This is a genomic window from Flavobacterium sp. (assembly GCF_043779715.1).
In the GTDB taxonomy this organism is placed as follows: domain Bacteria; phylum Bacteroidota; class Bacteroidia; order Flavobacteriales; family Flavobacteriaceae; genus Flavobacterium.
On the sequence record NZ_JAYWDT010000206.1, the window covers coordinates 1 to 14,590 of the forward strand.

Genomic DNA, 14,590 nt, shown 5'->3' on the forward strand with positions numbered 1-14,590 from the left:
TAAAATCAGAAATCTAAATAAAAATGAGCGATTCAAAAGTAAATATGGTAGCCCCTCCTGAAGGTGTTGTTGGTGAAGGTTTTTTTGCCACAAAACTAAATGATGTTGTAGGTATGGCTCGCGCGAATTCTCTTTGGCCTTTACCGTTTGCAACTTCTTGTTGCGGAATTGAGTTTATGGCAACTATGGCTTCGCATTACGATTTAGCACGTTTCGGTTCTGAGCGTGTGAGTTTCTCTCCTCGTCAAGCGGATATGCTAATGGTGATGGGAACTATTTCTAAAAAAATGGCACCTATTTTACGTCAGGTTTACGAACAAATGGCAGAACCTCGTTGGGTAATTGCTGTTGGTGCTTGTGCGTCTTCAGGAGGAATTTTCGATACGTATTCTGTTTTACAAGGAATAGATAAAGTAATCCCGGTTGATGTTTATGTGCCAGGTTGTCCTCCAAGACCGGAACAAATTGTGGATGGCGTAATGCGTTTGCAGGAATTGGTCAAATCCGAATCTGTTCGTCGTCGTAGCTCGCCAGAATATCAAGAACTATTAGCATCTTATAACATTAAATAAGAACATGGCTTTAGAAAACACCCAAATTCAAGATAAATTAACAGAAATTTTCGGAGAAAGCGTCGTGCATTTTCGTCAAGAAAAAGACATTTTTACTTTCGAAGTAGCGTCTGATAAAATAACTTCAGTCATTCTTTTTTTGAAGAATGAAGAATCATTAAATTTTCACTTTTTGACCGATTTATGCGGAATTCATTATCCAGATAGTGATGTAAACGAGCAGTTTGCGGTTGTGTATCATTTGCACAATTGGATTGAAAACAAACGAATCAGAATCAAGAGTTTTATCAACGGTGAAAACCCCGAAATAAAAACAATCTCAACTATTTTCTTGAGCGCTAATTGGATGGAACGTGAAACTTACGATTTCTACGGAATCAATTTCATTGGGCATCCACAATTAAAAAGAATTCTGAATATGGACGAAATGATTTCTTTTCCTATGCGAAAAGAATTCCCATTGGAAGATTCAGGAAGAACAGACAAAGACGACAGATTTTTTGGTAGAACACCATCAAATTCTTAAAATAAATAATTCAACATTATAAAATGTCAGAACTATTATTACCACCAGAGCATCGATATGCTAAAATAATTAAAGAGAGACTAAACGAAGACGGAAGCGAACTTTCGATTCTGAATTTAGGACCAACGCATCCAGCGACTCACGGTATTTTCCAAAATATCTTGTTGATGGATGGAGAGCGTATTCTCGATGCTGAACCAACCATTGGTTACATTCACCGTGCGTTCGAAAAAATTGCCGAAAATCGTCCTTTTTACCAAATCACTCCTTTAACGGATAGAATGAACTATTGTTCTTCGCCTATAAATAATATGGCTTGGTGGATGACATTAGAAAAACTATTAGATATTGAAGTGCCAAAACGTGCTCAATATTTAAGAGTTATCGTCATGGAATTGGCACGTATTACGGATCATATTATCTGTAATTCAATTTTAGGTGTAGATACTGGAGCATATACTGGTTTCTTGTACGTATTCCAATTTAGAGAAAAAATCTACGAAATTTACGAAGAAATTTGTGGTGCTCGTTTAACAACAAATATGGGAAGAATTGGCGGTTTCGAAAGAGATTGGTCGCCAAAAGCTTTCGAATTATTAAACACCTTTTTAGAAGAATTTCCAGCTTGTTGGAAAGAATTTGAAAACCTTTTCGAAAGAAACAGAATTTTTATTGATAGAACTGTAAACGTAGGAGCTATTACTGCCGAAAGCGCAATGGCATACGGATTTACAGGTCCGAACTTACGTGCTGCAGGTGTCGATTATGACGTTCGTGTGGCTGAACCATATTCTTCTTATGAAGATTTCGAATTTATTGTCCCTGTTGGAAAATCTGGTGATACTTACGATCGTTTTTGCGTTCGTAATGCCGAAGTTTGGGAGAGTTTAAGTATCATTCGTCAAGCGTTAGCAAAAATGCCAGAAGGAAATGTGTACCACGCAGAAGTTCCAGATTATTACCTTCCTCCAAAAGAAGACGTATATAATAATATGGAATCATTAATTTACCATTTCAAAATTGTGATGGGTGAAGTTCCGGTTCCGGTAGCTGAAATTTATCACGCTGTAGAAGGCGGAAACGGTGAGTTAGGATTTTATTTAATTACAGATGGAAGTCGTACACCTTACAGATTGCATTTCCGTCGCCCATGTTTTATATACTATCAAGCATATCCAGAAATGATTAAAGGAGCATTATTATCTGATGCCATCGTAATATTATCAAGTCTTAATGTAATTGCGGGCGAATTAGACGCTTAATAATTATGGAAAAAACACAGATTAAACAAAATATAAATATCACGGAAGCCTTAATGGTTCGTATCAACGAATTGTGTAGTCATTATCCGGAAGATAAAAGAAAATCAGCATTATTGCCTGTTTTGCACGAAGTACAAGATGCTCACGACAATTGGTTGAGTATTGAATTACAAGACAAAGTAGCAGAAATTTTAGGTATCAAACCTGTTGAAGTATACGAAGTGGTGACATTTTACACAATGTTCAACCAAAGACCAATTGGTAAATATATGTTCGAATTTTGTCATACTTCACCTTGTTGCTTAAACGGAACCGAAAACTTAATGGATTACACTTGTAATAAATTGGGTGTAAAGATTGGCGAACCAACTGCTGATGGACTATTTGAAGTTCGTGGTGTAGAATGTTTAGGTGCTTGTGGTTATGCACCAATGATGCAATTAGGAGATTTCTACCAAGAACATTTGACCGAAGAAAAAATAGATCAGTTAATCACTGATTGTAAAGACAATAAAATAATATTACACGATAAATAATATGTCAAGAAAAATATTATTAGATAAAGTAAACATTCCAGGAATTAAAACCTACGAAGTATATCGTCAAAATGGCGGTTATACATCAGTAGAAAAAGCTTTAAAAACCTTAACACCAGACGAAGTGGTCGAAGAAGTAAAAACTTCTGGAATCCGTGGGCGTGGAGGAGCAGGTTTTCCAATGGGAATGAAATGGAGTTTTATTGATAAAAAATCAGGAAAACCCAGATATTTAGTTTGTAATGCCGATGAATCAGAACCTGGAACATTCAAAGACAGATATTTGATGGAATTCATTCCTCATTTATTAATCGAAGGAATGATTACTTCAAGTTACGCATTGGGTGCAAATCTATCTTACATCTATATTCGTGGAGAATATATGTGGATTTATAAAATTTTAGAACGCGCCATTGCCGAAGCAAAAGCTGCTGGTTGGTTGGGTAAAAATATATTAGGAACTGGTTACGATTTGGATTTATATGTTCAAATTGGAGGTGGCGCCTACATTTGTGGTGAAGAAACCGCATTAATCGAATCATTGGAAGGAAAAAGAGGAAACCCTCGTATCAAACCACCATTCCCAGCAGTATCGGGACTTTGGGGGAATCCAACTGTGGTAAATAATGTAGAAACTATTTCTGCAGTGCCTTGGATTGTAAATAATTCAGGAGCCGCTTATGCTGAAATAGGAATAGGTCGTTCTACAGGAACCAAATTAATTTCAGCTTCAGGAAATATCAAAAATCCTGGTGTTTACGAAATCGAAATGGGATTATCTGTTTACGAATTTATGAATTCCGATGAATATTTGGGAGGAATGAGTACCGACAGACCTCTAAAAGCATTAGTGCCTGGAGGAAGCTCAGTACCAGTTTTACCAGCCCATTTAATATACAAAACAGCTAATAACGAAGACAGATTAATGTCTTACGAAAGTTTGTCTGATGGTGGATTTGCAACAGGATCTATGTTAGGTTCAGGAGGATTTATTGTGTATGATGACAGAGCTTGTATTGTTCGTAATACATGGAATTTCTCTCGTTTTTACCACCATGAATCTTGCGGTCAATGTACACCTTGCCGTGAAGGTACGGGATGGATGGAAAAAATATTACACAGAATAGAAAATGGTCACGGTCGTGAAGAAGATATCGATTTATTGTTGAGTATTCAAAGCAAAATTGAAGGAAATACAATTTGTCCTTTAGGAGATGCAGCAGCTTGGCCAGTAGCAGCGGCAATTCGTCACTTTAGAGACGAGTTTGAATACCATGTTCGTTTTCCAGAAAAAATAAAAAATAGAGATCACTTTGTAAATGAACCTTTTTATAAAGTCATAATGTCGAATGTCTAAAAGTCATAACGCATTGTAAAATGGGAAAATTTGAGTCATTTGAAGAAATTAATTCTTGGCAGAAGTCAAGAGTATTTAATAAAAGGATTTATGAGATAACTGAAAGTGTAAGTTTTAAAAAGGATTACGATTTAGTCAGACAAATTAGAAGGGCATCTATTTCAATTTCTTCTAATATTGCTGAAGGATTTGAAAGAAATACAGATAAAGAATTTATCTATTTCTTATACATTGCAAAAGCATCGGCTGGTGAAGTAAGATCGCAATTGTATTTAGCATTAGATTTAAATTATATTACAAAAGAAGAGTTTGATGAATTATTTGAAAATGTTTCAAACATCTCAAAATTAATAAGTGGGTTTATAAAATATTTGAATAAGTAATAAAGTTGTAAGGTTGTAAAGTCATAAAGTCGTATTTTCTCGACACATTGACATTAAGACATTAAGACATTAAGACGTTAAGACTTAATAAAATGAAAGTAACAATAGACGGACAAGAAATAGAAGTAACTCCAGGAACAACAATCCTGCAAGCTGCACGTATGATTGGTGGAGAAGTAGTGCCGCCAGCCATGTGTTATTACTCAAAACTAGAGGGTAGCGGCGGTAAATGCCGTTGTTGTTTGGTTGATGTAACTAAAGGCAGCGAAGCAGATCCAAGACCTATGCCTAAATTGATGGCATCTTGTGTAACAGGTTGTCAAGACGGAATGGAAATAGCCAGTAAAGCTTCTCCAAGAGTTCAAGAAGCAAGAAAATCGGTAACAGAATTTTTGTTAATTAACCACCCTTTAGATTGTCCAGTTTGCGACCAAGCAGGAGAATGTGATTTACAAAATTTAAGCTTCGAACACGGAAATCCAAAATCTCGTTTTATTGAAGAAAAAAGAACATTTGAGCCAGAAGATATAGGTCCAAATATTCAACTACATATGAATCGCTGTATTTTATGCCAAAGATGTGTCCAAGTTGCAGATCAATTAACAGACAATAGAGTGCATGGAGTAATGGATCGTGGAGATCACGCGAACATTTCAACGTGTATCTCTAAAGCAATTGACAATGAATTCTCTGGAAATATGATTGACGTTTGTCCTGTTGGCGCTTTAACCGATAAGACATTCCGTTTCAAATCTAGAGTTTGGTTCAATAAGCCTTACAATGCACACAGAGATTGCGACAAATGTTGTGGAAAAACAACTGTTTGGATGTTTGGTGGAGAAATTCAACGTGTTACAGGTCGTAAAGATGTGTATCATGAAGTAGAAGAATTCATCTGTAATGGCTGTCGTTTTGATCATAAAGATGTTAATGATTGGACTATCGAAGGACCACGAGAATTCGAAAAAGATTCGGTTATCAATCAAAATAAATACTTCGGAAAAACGGATAAAGTAGTTATTGCTACCGAAAAATTAATTTTAGAAGGTAGAGAAATTGACAATAAGAAAATCAGTATGTCTGAGATTGATTACAACGAAAAAATTGATGGCAACCTTATAGATTCAAAGAAAAATGGATAGTGCATTTATATTAGAAAAGAGCGTTGTTATTTTAGTTGTCTTCGCTTTAACAATGATTATGGCGATGTATTCTACTTGGGCAGAACGTAAAGTTGCTGCATTTCTTCAAGATAGAGTTGGGCCAAATCGTGCAGGTTGGGGTGGATTATTACAACCACTTGCTGACGGATTGAAATTATTTTCGAAAGAAGAATTTTCTCCTAACACACCCAATAAATTTTTATTCGTTGTAGGGCCAGCTATTGCGATGAGTACGGCTTTAATGACCAGCGCAGTAATTCCTTGGGGTGATAAATTACATCTTTTTGGTAGAGATATATTATTACAAGCAACTGATATTGACAATGCATTATTGTACATTTTTGCAGTAGTTTCTGTTGGAGTTTATGGTATCATGATTGGTGGTTGGGCTTCAAACAATAAGTTCTCACTAATGGGAGCGGTTCGTGCTGCCTCGCAAATGGTTTCATATGAAGTAGCCATGGGATTGTCTATGATTGCTTTATTGATGATGACTGGAACCTTGAGTTTGAGAGAAATATCAGCACAACAAGCCGGAATGAATTGGAATGTATTTTATCAACCAGTTTCGTTTTTAATATTTTTAATTTGTGCTTTTGCAGAAACAAACAGAACGCCTTTCGATTTAGCAGAATGTGAATCAGAATTAATTGGTGGTTACCACACCGAATATTCTTCCATGAAAATGGGATTCTATTTATTTGCTGAATATGCGAATATGTTTATCTCATCTGCAATTTTAGCTGTTTTATTCTTCGGAGGATACAATTATCCAGGAATGCAATGGATGGTTGAAAATGTTGGAGTAAACACTGCAAATATTTTAGGTTTCTTAGCCTTGTTCATCAAAATTTGTGGATTTATTTTCTTCTACATGTGGGTTCGTTGGACTATTCCACGTTTTAGATATGACCAATTAATGCATTTGGGTTGGAAAGTATTAATCCCATTAGCAATTCTAAATATTATGGTTACAGGAATTTGCCTTTTACTGTTTAAATAAAAGATTTTATGTCAACGACTATACAAAATATATCATTATCAGGTAGAAAAAAACAAGTTTCCAATAAAGAAATGAGTTTTTTAGAAAGCCTATATCTTGTGGCGATTGTAAAAGGATTACTTATTACAATTAAGCACTTTTTTAGAAAAAAAGTCACCATTCATTATCCAGAACAGGTGCGTGAAATGAGCCCAGTTTATCGTGGTCAACACATGTTAAAACGTGATGAACAAGGTCGTGAAAACTGTACTGCTTGTGGTTTGTGTGCACTTTCTTGTCCTGCAGAAGCTATTACAATGAAAGCTACTGAAAGAAAAGCAAATGAAAAACACTTGTACCGCGAGGAAAAATATGCTGAAATCTATGAAATCAACATGTTGCGTTGTATTTTCTGTGGTTTGTGTGAAGAAGCTTGTCCAAAAGATGCGATTTACCTAACTACTTCAAAAGTTTTGGTTCCTTCTAATTACGAGAGAGAAGATTTCATTTTCGGAAAAGACAAACTGGTTATGCCTTTAGATATCGCAATGCAAAATGCACAACTTAAAAACGCTAACTAATGAGTACATTATTAATTATTTTCTACTTTTTGTCTGCAATAACTCTTGCGACTGCATTTTTAACTATCATTAGTAAAAACCCTATTCATAGTGCCATTTATCTAGTGATTTGCTTCTTTAGTGTTGCAGGTCATTACTTATTATTTAACGCTCAGTTTTTAGCTATTGTTCATATAATAGTATATTCTGGCGCCATTATGGTTTTGTTTTTATTTACGATTATGTTGATGAATTTAAACAAAGAAGGCGAACCACACAAAAAAATAGCAACAAAACTGGCAGCAGTTGTTTCCTTCGGATTGGTTTGTTTTGTAATGTTGGCGGTTTTCATCAAAGCAATGCCTAAAATGGAAACTTACAGAACCACTGGTCAAGATTTTCAATCGATAAAGGTGTTGGGAAAAGTATTGCTTAATGAATATATGGTGCCTTTCGAATTTGCTTCTATCCTTTTGTTAGTAGCCATGATGGGCGTGGTGTTATTGTCTAAAAAAGAAAAAACAATTCAATAAAATGAATAATATATTAATAGAAATAGGAATTGAAAATTACATCTATTTGTGTGTAGTTTTGTTCTGTATCGGAATTTTTGGTGTTTTGTATCGCCGAAATGCCATCATCATGTTTATGTCTATCGAAATTATGCTAAATGCGGTTAATTTACTTTTTGTAGCATTTTCAACTTTTCATCAAGATGCACAAGGGCAAGTTTTTGTATTCTTCTCGATGGCGGTTGCCGCTGCCGAAGTTGCCGTAGGATTGGCGATATTAGTGTCAATATTTAGAAATTTAGGTTCTATTGATATTGATAATTTAAAAAACTTAAAAGGATAAATACTAATGGAAAAAAATTTAGCTTTAGTATTGTTATTAGCTCCATTTTGTGGGTTTTTATTTAATGTTTTCTTCGGAAAAAAAGCAGGAAAAACGATTGTTGGTGCGATAGGAACTTTATCGATTCTAATTTCATTTTTTGCAACGACTTACTTTTTTGCACTCATTCAATCGAATGCAAAACCAATTCAAATTGATTTGTTTCAATGGATTTCTTTAGAAAAATTCAATGTTAATTTCTCATTTCTGTTAGATCAATTGTCAATTCTTTGGTTGTTGTTTGTTACTGGAATCGGAACATTAATACATCTGTATTCAATTTCTTATATGCACGACGATGAGAATATGCACAAGTTTTTTGCTTATTTGAATCTGTTTGTGTTTTTCATGATTACATTGGTTATAGGAAGTAACCTATTAGTAATGTTCATCGGTTGGGAAGGAGTTGGTTTGTGTTCTTATTTATTGATTGGTTTTTGGTACAAAAATCAAGAATATAATGATGCGGCGAAGAAAGCTTTCATCATGAACCGAATTGGAGATTTAGGTTTGTTGATTGGGATTTTTATTTTAGGATATTTATTCAACACTTTAGATTATGCTACTTTAAAAAGTGGTATTTTATCGAATAGTAATATTTTATCAAATCCTTTACTACCTATAGCTGCTCTATGTTTATTCATTGGAGCTTGTGGGAAATCGGCACAAATTCCATTATATACTTGGTTGCCAGATGCGATGGCTGGACCAACGCCAGTTTCAGCATTGATTCACGCTGCAACAATGGTTACTGCTGGTATTTTTATGGTGACCAGAATGAATTTCGTATTCGATTTAGTACCATATGTTCAAGATATTATGGCAATTGTTGGAACAATTACTGCAATTGTAGCTGCTTCGATAGGATTGGTTCAAAATGATATTAAAAAAGTATTGGCTTATTCTACCGTTTCACAATTAGGATTAATGTTTTTAGCATTGGGTCTTGGTGCTTACGAAGTAGCAGTTTTTCACGTTATCACGCATGCTTTCTTCAAAGCTTGTTTGTTCTTAGGTTCGGGTTCTGTAATTCACGCTTTGCACGGAGAACAGGATATGCGCAAAATGGGTGGATTGAAAAAAGCAATGCCAATTACATTTTGGACTATGATGATTTCGACTTTGGCCATTGCGGGAATCTTTCCTTTTGCAGGGTTTTGGTCTAAAGATGAAATTTTAATGACTGCTTTCCACGGAAATATGATACTTTGGATTATTGGTTCGATTGCATCAATCATGACCGCATTTTATATGTTTAGATTAATGTATTTAACATTCTTCAAAGAATTTAGAGGAACGGAATATCAGAAAAATCATTTACACGAAAGCCCAAGTTTAATTACTATTCCATTAATAATTTTAGCATTTTTAGCTGCAATTGGTGGATTAATTAGTTTACCAGGAAACAGTTGGTTGAATCATTATTTAGCGCCATTATTTGGTAAAGTTGGTCATGCAGAACATCATCTAGACGGAACGGCTTATATATTGATGGCCATTGCAACAGTTGGTGCTTTAGTTGGAATTGGAATTGCTTATTCTAAATACATCAAACAAAATCAAATCCCTTCTGAAGACTCTGAAATTACGGGTGTTGCCAAAGTTTTATACAACAAATATTACGTTGATGAAATTTACGATTCAATTATTGTAAATCCATTATATAAAGTATCACATTTCTTTAGAAAATATGTTGAAACTGCGGTTTCTGGATTTGTTTTCGGTTTAGGAAAAATAACAAACGAAATTGGAAATCAAGGAAAATTAGTTCAAAATGGAAGTATCGGATTGTATCTTTTTGCTTTTGTATTAGGCGTTACTTCGATTTTAATTTATTTATTTTTAGTTTAATAATTACACACAATGAACGTATCATTTATACTCATATTTTTATTATTCGGTGCTGTTGCAACTTATTTTGCTGGAGATAAATTTGCTAAAACAGTGGCTTTGTTTTTCAGCTTAGCTTCAATTATTGGATCAATATTTATATTAAATCAATACAATCACGGAATCAATTCTGATTTTATAGCCAATTGGATTTCTAATCCTAACTTATACATTGCTTTAAAAGTTGATGGATTCTCATTAGCGATGCTACTTTTAACGACAATTTTAACATCAATAATTATATTTTCTTCTTTCGGAAATCAATACAAGAACAGCAAAAACTTCTATGCTTTAGTATTGTTTATGTCATTTGCAATGGTTGGAACTTTTTTAAGTGCCGATGCTTTCTTGTATTATATTTTTTGGGAATTGTCATTAATCCCAATTTATTTTATTGCCCTTGTTTGGGGTAATGGCGATGCTGAAGAACGTAAAAAAGCAGTAATAAAATTCTTCATTTATACATTAGCAGGTTCATTATTCATGCTAGTTGCCTTTATCTATTTGTTTCAAAAAGTTGGAAGTTTAATGATTGGCGATTTATATACAATTCTTCTGACTCAAAATGAACAATTTTGGATATTCTTGGCCATGTTTTTAGCGTATGCTATCAAAATTCCAATTATTCCTTTTCATACTTGGCAAGCAAATGTGTACCAAAAATCACCAACTGTTGGTACGATGTTGCTTTCAGGAATTATGCTAAAAATGGGATTGTATAGTGTCATTCGTTGGCAATTACCAATAGCTCCTTTCGCAGCAAAAACATATATGACAATTCTTATTTCATTAAGCGTTGCAGGTGTGATTTATGGTTCGATAGTGGCTTTGAAACAAAAAAATATTAAAAAATTATTGGCTTATTCATCTCTTGCTCATGTTGGATTAATCGCCGCTGGAGCTTATACTTTAACTTTAGATGGTTTGCGTGGTGCGGTTTTACAAATGATTGCTCACGGATTTGTAGTTGTTGGTCTTTTCTTTGCTGCCGAAGTAATAGAAAGACGTTTGAATACACAAGAAATATCTGAAATGGGTGGAATCAGAATTCAAGATAATAAATTCACTTCGATGTTTATGATTATCATGTTGGCTTCGGTTGCATTGCCTGGAACATTCAATTTTGTTGGAGAATTTACTTTGCTATACAGTTTATACAGTGCTAATATTTGGTTTGCAATTATTGCAGGAACAACGATTATACTTGGTGCAGTTTATATGCTAAAAATGTTTCAACACGTTATGTTGGGAGAAGCTAATGCAAAAATTTTCAAATCGATAACGGTAAATGAAACTATGGTTTTTGTAGTAATAATTGTTGTATTGTTGTTTTTTGGATTGTTTCCAAAACCAATAACAGATTTGATTACACCAACATTGCAAGAAATTGTATTAAAAATTAATAAAGTTTAGAGTTCAGACTTTTTGAATTCAATAATATAAAAAAGAAATATAAAGAATGAATACTCTTATATACATATCAGGATTAGGAATATTATCGCTTCTTGCAGAGATTTTTAATGCAAGAAAAATAATTGTACCTATTACAATCATTGGACTTTTAGCCATTTTAGGTTTTAATATATCTACTTATAATCATCTAGGTACTTATTATAATAATATGATAATTGTCGATAAATTTTCGGTAGCTTTTTCAAGTTTATTTATTGTAATTACAATTTTTTTAGTGGCATTAAGTCATGAGTTTTATAAAGATCAAAAAACTAAAATTTCCGATTATGTAGGTATAAAAGTATTTTTACTAGCCGGAACTGTAGCCATGGTTTCATTCGGAAACTTATCAATGTTCTTTTTAGGAATCGAAGTTTTATCAATCTCATTATATATTCTTGCAGCAAGCAATCGATTAAATTTAAAAAGTAATGAAGCAGGAATGAAATATTTTCTTATGGGTTCATTCGCTTCAGGAATTATACTTTTTGGAATCTGTTTGATATATGGCGCAACTGGAAGTTTCGATTTGAATGTAATTCAGCATGTAACAAACACACAAGCCTATCCGCAATGGTATTTTATAGGAATTGTATTTTTGATAATAGGAATGTTGTTTAAAATCGCAACGGTTCCTTTCCATTTTTGGGCACCCGATGTTTACGAAGGCGCGCCAGCCCTAACTACCGCAACTATGAGTAGTTTGGCAAAAATAGTGGCGATGGCAACATTGTACAAATTAGTAACGGTACTTTTACCCACTCAACCCTACTCTATTCAGCTTATTATTGTTTGTGTGGCAATTGCATCAATGGTTTTAGGAAATGTTATGGCATTACGTCAGAATAATGTAAAACGTATGTTTGCTTTTTCTGGAATATCGCACGCAGGTTTTATGGTTTCGACTCTTTTGTTGATGAGTAATGCTGCAAATACCTTATTATATTATGCTTCAGCTTATGCCGTTGCGGGGATTGCCTTTTTTGCAGTTGTAATGTATGTGACAAAAGACAAAGAAAACGAAACCATTGATAGTTTTAATGGCTTTGGAAAATCACATCCATTATTAGCAGGGATAATAACGGCTTCTTTATTGTCTATGGCAGGAATTCCTATATTATCAGGTTTCTTTGCTAAATTTTTCTTACTAAATCAATTGGTACATACAGGTTGGATTGTTTTGGTAATTGTAGCAATTATAAGTTCTATTATAAGTGTGGGTTATTATTTTAAAATAATCCTTGCTATGTACACAAAAGACATCGAACAGACTTTACCAAAAGTCCCTGTAATGTATCAAATCGTTGCTGTTGTCGCTTTAATATTAAATATTACTTTGGGATTATTCCCTAATGTAGTTTTGAATTTGTTGGGATAAGACCGATTAAAAAAAATTAATACAAAAACCATTTCGTTATTTATGAAATGGTTTTTTTTATTAAAAACTACCTCATTCCAAATGTTTTTAGCTCACATTGAAATAAATATAAATGATTATTTCAAAAAATCAATTAAAAAATTTAATCCTAACTTGCTTGTATCATAAATAGTTGTATATTTGCAGTCTTAAAAAAATTAACTAAACATCATTGTTATGTACGCAATCGTAGAGATAGCAGGGCAACAATTTAAAGTAAGCAAAGACTTAAAGGTTTATGTTCACCGTTTATCTAATGAAGAAGGATCAAAAGTTTCTTTTGATAAAGTTCTTTTATTAGATGACAATGGCACAATCACTTTAGGCGCCCCAGCTATAGAAGGTGCTTCTGTTGAAGCAAAAGTGTTACAACACTTAAAAGGAGATAAAGTAATCGTTTTCAAAAAGAAAAGAAGAAAAGGTTACAAGAAAAGAAACGGTCACAGACAATATCTTACCCAAATTGTAATTGAAGGTATTAATAGCAGTGCAGCTCCTAAAAAAGCAGCCGCTCCTAAAAAAGTAGCTGTTGAAACTACAACTGAAAATGTTGAAATAGTAGCGGAAGCTCCTAAGAAAAAAGTAGCAAAAGCTAAAAAAGAAGATACAAAAGAATAATAACTTATAAAACCAAAACGTCATGGCTCACAAGAAAGGTGTCGGTAGTTCGAAAAATGGTAGAGAATCAGAATCAAAACGCTTAGGTGTTAAGATTTATGGTGGTCAAGCTGCAATAGCTGGAAATATCATTGTTAGACAAAGAGGTTCTAAACACAATCCAGGAGAAAACGTTTACATGGGTAAAGATCATACTTTACATGCAAGAGTTGACGGATTAGTGAAATTTCAGAAAAAAGGTGAAAACAAATCTTATGTTTCTGTAGTTGCTTTTGAAGCTTAGTCTATACTAACTTATAGTTTACAAAACGTCCAATTATATTGGGCGTTTTTTTGTTTTATTCTTTTTATTTACTACTGTCAATTATGCTAATTAAAAGCATACTGAATTATAAATGATTTTTAATCTGCGAATCTGTGGTTAATAATTTTATTTAATACCTTTACATACAATCTGATTTTTTATGAGCAAAATAAGAATTACCAAGCAATTTAGTTTCGAAACCGGTCACGCCTTATATGGTTACGACGGAAAATGTAAAAATGTACATGGGCATAGTTACAAGCTTTCGGTAACGGTTATAGGAACACCTATTTCTGATAGAAACAATGTAAAATTTGGAATGGTAATCGATTTTTCGGACTTAAAAAAAATAGTAAAAGAAGATATTGTCGATGTTTTTGACCACGCTACTGTTTTCAACGAAACTACTCCACATATAGAATTAGCAAAAGAACTTAAATCTCGTGGTCATGAAGTGATCCTAGTAGATTACCAACCCACAAGCGAAAATATGGTAATCGATTTTGCCAAAAAAATAAAACGCAGATTACCAGAATCTATAAAACTACATTCTTTACGATTACAAGAAACCGAAACCTCATTTGCAGAATGGTTTTCTGAGGATAATTAGCTCATTTTAAGAGATTTATAAAAAATAAACGGTTTGTCATTTCGACGAAGGAGAAATCTCATTT

17 protein-coding genes are annotated in these 14,590 nt (G+C 33.6%); all 17 read left to right on the top strand.

Features of this window, described 5'->3' with window-relative positions; translation table 11 throughout:
• Nucleotides 1-23 precede the first annotated feature (23 nt).
• Nucleotides 24-572: an NADH-quinone oxidoreductase subunit B gene (locus ACH2BG_RS09930; protein WP_395047538.1), complete on the top strand. Its 549-nt coding sequence runs from the start codon at nt 24-26 to the stop codon at nt 570-572.
• A 4-nt stretch (nt 573-576) separates the two neighbouring features.
• The gene (locus tag ACH2BG_RS09935; RefSeq protein WP_395047539.1) at nt 577-1,098 is read left to right on the top strand and encodes an NADH-quinone oxidoreductase subunit C; all 522 of its coding nucleotides are present in this window, start codon (nt 577-579) and stop codon (nt 1,096-1,098) included.
• A gap of 23 nt (nt 1,099-1,121) precedes the next feature.
• Complete coding sequence (locus ACH2BG_RS09940) at nt 1,122-2,360, top strand: NADH-quinone oxidoreductase subunit D (protein WP_395047540.1); 1,239 nt, start codon at nt 1,122-1,124, stop codon at nt 2,358-2,360.
• Nucleotides 2,361-2,365: 5 nt separating this feature from the next.
• Nucleotides 2,366-2,896 carry a complex I 24 kDa subunit family protein gene (locus tag ACH2BG_RS09945; RefSeq protein WP_395047541.1) on the top strand — a complete coding sequence of 177 codons (531 nt, stop codon included), beginning with the start codon at nt 2,366-2,368 and terminating at the stop codon, nt 2,894-2,896.
• A 1-nt stretch (nt 2,897) separates the two neighbouring features.
• Nucleotides 2,898-4,253 (top strand): NADH-quinone oxidoreductase subunit NuoF, encoded by a 1,356-nt coding sequence (gene nuoF / locus ACH2BG_RS09950; RefSeq protein ID WP_395047542.1) that lies wholly within the window; start codon nt 2,898-2,900, stop codon nt 4,251-4,253.
• Between the two features lie 20 nt (nt 4,254-4,273).
• Entirely contained in the window at nt 4,274-4,636 is a 363-nt protein-coding gene (locus ACH2BG_RS09955; RefSeq protein WP_395047543.1) for a four helix bundle protein, read from the top strand.
• A 92-nt stretch (nt 4,637-4,728) separates the two neighbouring features.
• Nucleotides 4,729-5,778 (top strand): 2Fe-2S iron-sulfur cluster-binding protein, encoded by a 1,050-nt coding sequence (locus ACH2BG_RS09960; protein ID WP_395047544.1) that lies wholly within the window; start codon nt 4,729-4,731, stop codon nt 5,776-5,778.
• Nucleotides 5,771-6,802 carry an NADH-quinone oxidoreductase subunit NuoH gene (nuoH, locus tag ACH2BG_RS09965; RefSeq protein WP_395047545.1) on the top strand — a complete coding sequence of 344 codons (1,032 nt, stop codon included), beginning with the start codon at nt 5,771-5,773 and terminating at the stop codon, nt 6,800-6,802. Before ACH2BG_RS09960 ends, nuoH begins: the two co-directional genes overlap by 8 nt.
• Nucleotides 6,803-6,810: 8 nt before the next feature.
• Nucleotides 6,811-7,362 carry a NuoI/complex I 23 kDa subunit family protein gene (locus tag ACH2BG_RS09970; RefSeq protein WP_395047546.1) on the top strand — a complete coding sequence of 184 codons (552 nt, stop codon included), beginning with the start codon at nt 6,811-6,813 and terminating at the stop codon, nt 7,360-7,362.
• Entirely contained in the window at nt 7,362-7,874 is a 513-nt protein-coding gene (locus ACH2BG_RS09975) for an NADH-quinone oxidoreductase subunit J (RefSeq protein WP_395047547.1), read from the top strand. Before ACH2BG_RS09970 ends, ACH2BG_RS09975 begins: the two co-directional genes overlap by 1 nt.
• Before the next feature lies 1 nt (nt 7,875).
• Nucleotides 7,876-8,196: an NADH-quinone oxidoreductase subunit NuoK gene (gene nuoK / locus ACH2BG_RS09980; RefSeq protein WP_395047548.1), complete on the top strand. Its 321-nt coding sequence runs from the start codon at nt 7,876-7,878 to the stop codon at nt 8,194-8,196.
• Nucleotides 8,197-8,202: 6 nt separating this feature from the next.
• On the top strand, nt 8,203-10,086 hold the full coding sequence (nuoL, locus tag ACH2BG_RS09985) for an NADH-quinone oxidoreductase subunit L (RefSeq protein ID WP_395047549.1): 1,884 nt from the start codon (nt 8,203-8,205) through the stop codon (nt 10,084-10,086).
• A gap of 12 nt (nt 10,087-10,098) precedes the next feature.
• Entirely contained in the window at nt 10,099-11,538 is a 1,440-nt protein-coding gene (locus ACH2BG_RS09990) for a NuoM family protein (RefSeq protein WP_395047550.1), read from the top strand.
• A gap of 46 nt (nt 11,539-11,584) precedes the next feature.
• Complete coding sequence (locus tag ACH2BG_RS09995) at nt 11,585-12,955, top strand: NADH-quinone oxidoreductase subunit N (protein WP_395047551.1); 1,371 nt, start codon at nt 11,585-11,587, stop codon at nt 12,953-12,955.
• Between the two features lie 216 nt (nt 12,956-13,171).
• A complete protein-coding gene (gene rplU / locus ACH2BG_RS10000) occupies nt 13,172-13,612 on the top strand; it encodes a 50S ribosomal protein L21 (RefSeq protein WP_395047552.1) in 441 nt (146 codons plus the stop codon).
• 22 nt (nt 13,613-13,634) lie between these two features.
• On the top strand, nt 13,635-13,895 hold the full coding sequence (gene rpmA, locus ACH2BG_RS10005) for a 50S ribosomal protein L27 (RefSeq protein WP_091476103.1): 261 nt from the start codon (nt 13,635-13,637) through the stop codon (nt 13,893-13,895).
• Between the two features lie 181 nt (nt 13,896-14,076).
• Nucleotides 14,077-14,526 carry a 6-pyruvoyl trahydropterin synthase family protein gene (locus tag ACH2BG_RS10010; protein WP_395047553.1) on the top strand — a complete coding sequence of 150 codons (450 nt, stop codon included), beginning with the start codon at nt 14,077-14,079 and terminating at the stop codon, nt 14,524-14,526.
• Nucleotides 14,527-14,590 lie beyond the last annotated feature (64 nt).

Coding starts and splice junctions, on each gene's coding strand:
- ACH2BG_RS09955 (WP_395047543.1), top strand. CDS start 4,274: ATGGGAAAATTTGAGTCATTTGAAGAAATTAATTCTTGGCAGAAGTCA.
- ACH2BG_RS09960 (WP_395047544.1), top strand. CDS start 4,729: ATGAAAGTAACAATAGACGGACAAGAAATAGAAGTAACTCCAGGAACA.
- ACH2BG_RS09935 (WP_395047539.1), top strand. CDS start 577: ATGGCTTTAGAAAACACCCAAATTCAAGATAAATTAACAGAAATTTTC.
- rplU (WP_395047552.1), top strand. CDS start 13,172: ATGTACGCAATCGTAGAGATAGCAGGGCAACAATTTAAAGTAAGCAAA.
- ACH2BG_RS09930 (WP_395047538.1), top strand. CDS start 24: ATGAGCGATTCAAAAGTAAATATGGTAGCCCCTCCTGAAGGTGTTGTT.
- ACH2BG_RS09940 (WP_395047540.1), top strand. CDS start 1,122: ATGTCAGAACTATTATTACCACCAGAGCATCGATATGCTAAAATAATT.
- ACH2BG_RS09995 (WP_395047551.1), top strand. CDS start 11,585: ATGAATACTCTTATATACATATCAGGATTAGGAATATTATCGCTTCTT.
- ACH2BG_RS10010 (WP_395047553.1), top strand. CDS start 14,077: ATGAGCAAAATAAGAATTACCAAGCAATTTAGTTTCGAAACCGGTCAC.
- ACH2BG_RS09975 (WP_395047547.1), top strand. CDS start 7,362: ATGAGTACATTATTAATTATTTTCTACTTTTTGTCTGCAATAACTCTT.
- rpmA (WP_091476103.1), top strand. CDS start 13,635: ATGGCTCACAAGAAAGGTGTCGGTAGTTCGAAAAATGGTAGAGAATCA.
- nuoF (WP_395047542.1), top strand. CDS start 2,898: ATGTCAAGAAAAATATTATTAGATAAAGTAAACATTCCAGGAATTAAA.
- nuoH (WP_395047545.1), top strand. CDS start 5,771: ATGGATAGTGCATTTATATTAGAAAAGAGCGTTGTTATTTTAGTTGTC.
- nuoL (WP_395047549.1), top strand. CDS start 8,203: ATGGAAAAAAATTTAGCTTTAGTATTGTTATTAGCTCCATTTTGTGGG.
- ACH2BG_RS09970 (WP_395047546.1), top strand. CDS start 6,811: ATGTCAACGACTATACAAAATATATCATTATCAGGTAGAAAAAAACAA.
- ACH2BG_RS09990 (WP_395047550.1), top strand. CDS start 10,099: ATGAACGTATCATTTATACTCATATTTTTATTATTCGGTGCTGTTGCA.
- nuoK (WP_395047548.1), top strand. CDS start 7,876: ATGAATAATATATTAATAGAAATAGGAATTGAAAATTACATCTATTTG.
- ACH2BG_RS09945 (WP_395047541.1), top strand. CDS start 2,366: ATGGAAAAAACACAGATTAAACAAAATATAAATATCACGGAAGCCTTA.